The sequence below is a fragment of the Roseospira marina genome (genome assembly GCF_014197855.1).
GTDB lineage: Bacteria > Pseudomonadota > Alphaproteobacteria > Rhodospirillales > Rhodospirillaceae > Rhodospira > Rhodospira marina.
Map to the genome: position 1 here is coordinate 1 of NZ_JACIGJ010000040.1, position 6,029 is coordinate 6,029.

The window sequence follows — 6,029 nt, forward strand, 5'->3', positions numbered from 1 at the left end:
TGGAAGGCGTCGTCGAACACCTCCTTCACCTGCTGCAGGTCGAACCACCAGTTCAGGCCCTCACGGCTCTTGCGGTAGCGCAGGCGGGCGACCATGCGGTAGCGCGTACCCTGGTCGAACACCGGGATGGCGAGGCAGAACAGCGACGGGATGGTCAGCTTCTGACCGGCGCCGTCGGTGTGCTCCTCCTCGAAGATGATGGAGCCCTCGCCGCTGTTGGTGTTGATGACCTCGCCCACGCGGCTGGTCTCGTGGACCACCAGACCGCGCGCCAGTTCCATCATGCGTTCCGGCCCGGCGAAGGTGCCGTTCAGCAGCCGCGCCAGCTCCTGCAGGCGCGTGTCGGCATCGCTGTTCGGGGTGACGGTCAGATCGGGCGCGGGCAGGATGTCCAGGATCCGGTCCTCGACGAAGGCCGCGAACTCGCCCTGGCCCATCTTCGAGCCGCTGGCCCGGCTCCAGAGTTTCCACTCGCGCGACAGCGGGAAGTCGTGGATGGCGCGCCAGGCCCGCCAGTTCGGTTCGGTCTCCACGCTGGAGGCCGTGCCGTTGCCGCTCACATAGTCATAGACCGCCACGGCGCGGGCCGGCTCGCGGGAGATGAACACGACCGCCTGCGTGGTGTCGTGAGCCTTGATGTGTTCGATCAGGCTGTCGAGGGTGATGTGCTCGCTGAGTCCGCTGATCCGCTCCGGCCGGACGCGGTATTCGTCCAGCAGCGGCTTCAGGCTCTCCAAGCGTTTGCCCTGGGGCACCACGGCGATGGGACGATCGGCAACGTCTTCGCCGAGAACGTCCACGCCCACATACGCGGTCATAAAGTCGGCAAGGGCGGCGGTTTCAGTCTGGGTGTCGGGGGACGTGGCAGGGCTCCTTAGACGGCCTTGGTTTCGGTCTGGGACGGCTCGACGGTTTTGAACGGCAGGGCCTGCTGACGCGGGTCATTCCGGGTCAGGCGGTTGTCTTCGGTGGAGAAGAAGGTCGTGCGGCGGCGCGGCATCTTCGGCTTCTTGGTCGCGACGTCGGCGACGACGTCGATGCTGCGGCCGTCCAGCTTCAGCTTGAGCTTCACGGTAATCTCGCCGGAGGCCTTGCCGCCGGTCTCCATGCCGACGTTCTGCAGGGTGGCGACCAGATCGCGCAGATCGTCGGTCAGCTCGTTGTGGATCTGGCCGTCCTCGACGTCGGCGAGGAACGTGTTGAAGGTGCGGTGGGCGGTGGTGGTGGGCGGGGCGGACATGAGCGGTCCTTTCGGTGGGCGGGGACGGTCAGGGCGTGGTGACGCCGACGAGGCCGAAGGCGACGGTGGCGGCGCCGGGGGCCTGCTGCAGGATCAGTTCGAGGAACCCGAACACCGCGCACAGGGAGACAAAGCCGAACAGGACCACGGCGAACTCGCGGATCACGGTCAGCATGGCCGGGCCTCCCCGCTGGGAATGCCGAGGTCCTGGCGGTACAGGGCCATCTGGGCGTCATGCTCGGCGCGCTCGTCCGGGCTCATCCGCCGCAGCCTCAGGGCCGCGTGGATAAGGGACACGTTGAACCCATTCACGACGGCCAGGGCCTCGGCGGCGGCGATGTCCGCCCGCACGCTCGCGACTTCGGCGTTGATCCGCGCCAAACGGAGCGCCGTTTCATGGGCCTTGGCCGGGCTCGCCTTGGCTTCAGCGCGGGCTTCGCGGGCCGCGCGGAGGAGGCCCGCGCGTTCGCGCCGCAGGGCGTCAATGCGGTCGGCGACCGTGCGCAGATTGGGATGGGGGGAACCGTGGGTCATGACGCGGCCTCCCCGTTCAGGCGGGCGGTATCGCGCATGATCGCCAGCATCTGGTCGCGCTGCGACACGGTCAGGTCCTGCCACACGTTCAGGACCGTGATGGCGTCGTCCGTGGTCAGGACCTCAGGCGGGGCCTGGGGGATCCCCCTGGGGGCCAAAGCCCCAGAGCGGGTGCGCGGTGTCGGATTGGGCATGATGACGGCTCCCATCAGCGGGTGATGGGAAAAAATACGCACGATGCGTAAATCGTGTCAACGCGTAAAACGTACGATATGGGTATCGACATACGCGCGCCGGCAACGCGCCATGGGCGCTGGGCGCGTTCGGGCGTGTGGGCTCTTTGGGATGGAGGGCTATCGACCCCGGTAGCTGCCGACGCTCTTCAGGACCCGGTCAAGGAAGCGGCTGGGGATAGAGAATTCGGCTGGCGGATTGAATTGTTGAACGCAAACGCCCTTGTCGTGCCTATGCACGAGGCGCTTTACCATCGCCTCGGTGCTGCCATTGCCATCGGTCAGGACAACCAGCACGTCGTCCCCGTTCACGGGCGGGCGATGCGGGTGAATCAGCAGCATATCTCCTTGGCGGAAGACCGGTTCCATCGAGTCTCCAACCACATAGACCCCGAAGCCACCCTTTACGCCGATCAATGGGGATGGCCTGCGGACCCATTCGACCGGCTCGAATGTAACGACCATTCCCGTTTGACCGCCCTGGGCGCTGGCATAAATGGGGAAATCGCGGTCGCCAACCAAGCCTTCCGTTTGAATGGTCGAGATATCGACGTCTGAGCTGAGCGCAGCTGTTCCGGCGGTTGGCGTTCTTAGCGCAGGGCCGCACAAGTCGAGAACTTCGTCCCGGGTAATGGGCGGCTCGCCCTTGCCGGCCAGCGCGTCCGCCGCCCGCTCGGCGATCTCGACGGTCAGATAGGTCTTTTTGTAGTCCGGGTTCATGTACCGCTGAATGCTGGATGCGCCGCGAAAGCCCATGGCGCGGGCAAGCGCATCCATACTCAGGCCAGCTCTTTCCCGAAGCTCCCGAAACCTCTGATGCACAGGCGTGCGAGCGTCTGTTGTCGTCATGAACGCATTTTGCGTCGCAGGCGAAACGCTTTCCACGTTGACGATATACGCATGATGCGTATTATGCAGCGTAGAGGAGGACGCCATGACCCAGGCCCAACATATTGTCTCCAAATTCGGTGGGGTGTCGGCCCTGGCCGGCGCGCTCGGTCATCGAAATCCGACGACGGTGAGCGGGTGGGTCCAGCGCGGATTCATCCCTGCGCGTCAACAGCGCCGTGTTCTGGATGCCGCCCATGGATGCGGCGTCGATCTGCAACCGGACGATTTCTTCAATTTTCCGACCGGCGAGGCCGCGTGATGGCCGTTGCCAGCGTCCCCTCCAGGTCGGCCCGCCTCCGGGCGAGCGCCGCGTCCGTCGCCGGGTCGCCCGTCTTTGTGCCGGCTGGTGGCTGCGCCGCGAGCTGTGCCGCCAACGGGGCGAGCACCCTGGACGGCCTGTTCGATGCGACGTTCGCCAGCAAGACCCCGGAGGAGCGGGAGGCGATCAAGGACCGCTATGCAACGCGCAGCCGGGTTCTCAACGCCGTCGACCCGCTGCAGGCGAAGGCCATCGATATCCTGCGCCACTACATCATCAACATTCTGCCGAACGACCTGAAAGCGCAGCTTGTGGCCGCCAGCCGCGACCTCGCCGTTCAGTATGTCGAGGCCCTGAACAAAGCGCGCGACGAGATCGTTACCGCCATCGAGGGCGCGGCGGACATCCTGAGGGAGATTGCGCCGGAAGACGCCCAGGACGCCGGGGGCGACGTGGCGTTCCTGTCCGCGGCCCTGCCGTATCTGGAGACCATCCGGGCGCTTGAATTCGCCGCCGTGATCTCCGTGACCCACAATGATCTGCCCTATCTGAAGGCCTGGGGTGGCGAGGCGGACACGAAACAGCGCATCGAGCGGTTCAAGAAGCCGCTTTCGCACGATCCCCTTGCTGTCCTGGTCGTGAAAAGCAAGCTGCTCACCGGCTTCGACGCCAAGGTCGAGCAGGCGATGTACCTGGACCGTGCGATTTCGGGGGCGGAGTTGCTGCAGGCCATCGCCCGCACCAATCGCACGGCCGGGGAAACCAAACGCTTCGGCATCGTGGTGGACTACTATGGGGTTGGAAAGAACCTGGCCGACGCGCTGGCCATCTATGACGCGGAGGATCAGGGCGATCTGACCGGCGGCATCGGACGGCCGGAGGATCTTCTGCCCGAACTCAGACAGGCTCGGGATGCCATCATCAAGTTTTTCGCGGACGCGGGCATCAAGCGCGGTGCGGACCTTCAGGCGTACGTCGATGCCTGTGTGGCGAAGCTGAAGGACCAGAAAGCCAGGGCGCAGTTCCTCGTCCTTGTGAAGCAGCTTGTCAGTCTGTTCGACACGCTCATGCCCCGGCCGGAAGCCCGGCCCTTCGCGATGGACGTCAAGATCTTCGCATTCATCGCTAAGGCGGCCGCCAATCTGTACCGGGACGGGTCTCTCGACGTTCGCGGCATGGCGCAAAAGGTACAGTCCATGCTGGATGCCTTCATCGAGGCACAGGGCATTGATCCGAAGATCCCGCCGATCGGAATCCTGGACCCGAACTTCGCGTCCGAGGTTGAGCGCAAGGGAAGCGCCCGCGCGAAAGCCGCCGACATGGAAAACGCGCTGCGTCACCATATCTCAATTTCGTTCGAGAAGGACCCGGCCCGGTTCAAGAGCCTGAGCGAGCGGCTGGACAGTATACTGACCACGCACCACGCAGACTGGAACGAAATCGCGAAACAGCTTCAGACGTTGATCGACGAAGCCGTTGCGGAATCCCACAAGTCATCAGTGCATCACGGCCTTGATCCTCATACAGAGGGACCGATTTTTGGTATTCTGCGCATGCGCTACGGGGGTGACGACAGGGACACCGACCTCGCCGACCTGGCGAGCGGGATCGTTCGGCATCTGCGCCAGGAGGCCGATATTTCCGGGTTCTGGGACGCGCCTGTTTCTCAGGAGTCGGCGCGACGCTGGATTTTCCAACAATTGGACAACAGCAACGTGTTCCCGTTCGGCGAACTGGACGCCATCGCCACGGATTGCATGGAGGTCGCGCGTGCCAACCGCGCGGCATTCTCATCTTGAATGAAACCATCCATCTCGACGACTTGACCTTTCGGGTGCAGCGGAGTGCCCGACGCAAGACCGTGGGTGTGACGGTGGAACGGGACGCATCGCTCGTGGCGCACCTGCCGAAGCATGTCGACATCGACGACGCCACCGCGTTGATCAGAACCAAGCTGGTTTGGGTGTATCAGAAGCTGGCCGCTCACAAGGACATCGGTCGCGAGGCGGTATTTCGGCGGCCCGAGTTCGTCGATGGCGAGGGGTTCTATTTCCTCGGCCGGCACTATCGGCTGAAACTCGTCGATGTGGGTGCCGGAGAACCGCCCGTCCCCACGGTGCGCTTTGACGGTGACCGCCTCTTGTTCAAGCGCCAACAAGTTGCCTCCGGCGAGAAGCGCATAGCGGAATACTATACCCGCGCAGCGCATCCTTATCTGACCGGTGCCGTGAACCGTTGGAAGGGGATCGTCGGCGTCGAGCCGGGGCGCTACGTGCAGGTCATGGACCTCGGTTTCCGATGGGCATCATGCAGCCAGGACGGCACGTTGAATTTCCATTGGCGCATGATGCAGCTTCCGCCGCCGGTCATCGACTATGTCGTGGTTCATGAATTGGCACACTTGAAGGTCGCCGACCATTCGGCGGCGTTCTGGAACGAAGTGGCCCGGGTCCTTCCGAGCTATCAGACGCATCGCAACTGGCTGCGGGATAAGGGGGGAGAGCTGTAGAGGAAGCTTCTCCGATAGCGGCCCCATTGGCGCCGGTTGGCGACCTTCCCAGAAGCCGACCAAAGGCGACCAACAAGGTGCGGAGAGGCAACGCGGGTCAGCCGTCGCTGGCGGCGGGAACCCGCGGCACCACCCCGTCCGTCCCTACGCCCATGGCGCCGCACATTTGCTTTCCGGAGCTACCTATGTGTTACCTGGCCGGGGATTTGGGTGGTTTTGGGCTTACAAAAAAAAGCCCACTAAGCTTTTGGCCTAGCGGGCTTTTTTATGGTTGCGGGGAGAGGATTTGAACCTCTGACCTTCAGGTTATGAGCCTGACGAGCTACCGGACTGCTCCACCCCGCGGCAATGTTTTTGAGGGCC

9 protein-coding genes and 1 tRNA gene are annotated in these 6,029 nt (G+C 63.9%); 3 read left to right on the plus strand and 7 right to left on the minus strand.

Annotation, left to right across the window (positions count from 1 at the left end):
• The 6 genes from GGD82_RS20560 to GGD82_RS20585 all read right to left on the minus strand — a co-directional run.
• A partial coding sequence (locus GGD82_RS20560; protein ID WP_184013342.1) for a DUF2303 family protein occupies positions 1–818 on the minus strand: 818 nt, incomplete at its 3' end.
• A gap of 56 nt (positions 819–874) precedes the next feature.
• Positions 875–1,240: a YfdP family phage-associated protein gene (locus GGD82_RS20565; RefSeq protein ID WP_150064289.1), complete on the minus strand. Its 366-nt coding sequence runs from the start codon at positions 1,238–1,240 to the stop codon at positions 875–877.
• A gap of 28 nt (positions 1,241–1,268) precedes the next feature.
• Positions 1,269–1,415 carry a hypothetical protein gene (locus GGD82_RS20570; protein ID WP_170284510.1) on the minus strand — a complete coding sequence of 49 codons (147 nt, stop codon included), beginning with the start codon at positions 1,413–1,415 and terminating at the stop codon, positions 1,269–1,271.
• Positions 1,409–1,774, minus strand: coding sequence for a GapR family DNA-binding domain-containing protein (locus GGD82_RS20575; RefSeq protein ID WP_150064290.1), 366 nt, complete (start codon positions 1,772–1,774; stop codon positions 1,409–1,411). Before GGD82_RS20575 ends, GGD82_RS20570 begins: the two co-directional genes overlap by 7 nt.
• Positions 1,771–1,968 carry a hypothetical protein gene (locus GGD82_RS20580; RefSeq protein WP_184013343.1) on the minus strand — a complete coding sequence of 66 codons (198 nt, stop codon included), beginning with the start codon at positions 1,966–1,968 and terminating at the stop codon, positions 1,771–1,773. Before GGD82_RS20580 ends, GGD82_RS20575 begins: the two co-directional genes overlap by 4 nt.
• A 159-nt stretch (positions 1,969–2,127) precedes the next feature.
• On the minus strand, positions 2,128–2,784 hold the full coding sequence (locus tag GGD82_RS20585) for a S24 family peptidase (RefSeq protein ID WP_150064292.1): 657 nt from the start codon (positions 2,782–2,784) through the stop codon (positions 2,128–2,130).
• Positions 2,785–2,941: 157 nt separating this feature from the next.
• Here GGD82_RS20585 and GGD82_RS20590 point away from each other — a divergent pair, with 157 nt between their 5' ends.
• The 3 genes from GGD82_RS20590 to GGD82_RS20600 are packed head-to-tail and all read left to right on the plus strand — an operon-like array spanning position 2,942 to position 5,666.
• Complete coding sequence (locus tag GGD82_RS20590) at positions 2,942–3,157, plus strand: carph-isopro domain-containing protein (protein WP_170284511.1); 216 nt, start codon at positions 2,942–2,944, stop codon at positions 3,155–3,157.
• A complete protein-coding gene (locus GGD82_RS20595; RefSeq protein ID WP_170284512.1) occupies positions 3,157–4,956 on the plus strand; it encodes a type I restriction enzyme subunit R domain-containing protein in 1,800 nt (599 codons plus the stop codon). Before GGD82_RS20590 ends, GGD82_RS20595 begins: the two co-directional genes overlap by 1 nt.
• Positions 4,953–5,666, plus strand: coding sequence for a M48 family metallopeptidase (locus GGD82_RS20600; RefSeq protein WP_170284513.1), 714 nt, complete (start codon positions 4,953–4,955; stop codon positions 5,664–5,666). Before GGD82_RS20595 ends, GGD82_RS20600 begins: the two co-directional genes overlap by 4 nt.
• Before the next feature lie 268 nt (positions 5,667–5,934).
• Here the strand turns inward: GGD82_RS20600 and GGD82_RS20605 are convergent.
• Positions 5,935–6,011, minus strand: a tRNA-Met gene (locus GGD82_RS20605).
• Between the last annotated feature and the right edge of the window lie 18 nt (positions 6,012–6,029).

Bases quoted from the DNA above. Each gene is read 5' to 3' on its own strand.
- GGD82_RS20565 (WP_150064289.1), bottom strand. From the start codon at position 1,240: ATGTCCGCCCCGCCCACCACCACCGCCCACCGCACCTTCAACACGTTC.
- GGD82_RS20570 (WP_170284510.1), bottom strand. From the start codon at position 1,415: ATGCTGACCGTGATCCGCGAGTTCGCCGTGGTCCTGTTCGGCTTTGTC.
- GGD82_RS20585 (WP_150064292.1), bottom strand. From the start codon at position 2,784: ATGGATGCGCTTGCCCGCGCCATGGGCTTTCGCGGCGCATCCAGCATT.
- GGD82_RS20580 (WP_184013343.1), bottom strand. From the start codon at position 1,968: ATGCCCAATCCGACACCGCGCACCCGCTCTGGGGCTTTGGCCCCCAGG.
- GGD82_RS20595 (WP_170284512.1), top strand. From the start codon at position 3,157: ATGGCCGTTGCCAGCGTCCCCTCCAGGTCGGCCCGCCTCCGGGCGAGC.
- GGD82_RS20590 (WP_170284511.1), top strand. From the start codon at position 2,942: ATGACCCAGGCCCAACATATTGTCTCCAAATTCGGTGGGGTGTCGGCC.
- GGD82_RS20575 (WP_150064290.1), bottom strand. From the start codon at position 1,774: ATGACCCACGGTTCCCCCCATCCCAATCTGCGCACGGTCGCCGACCGC.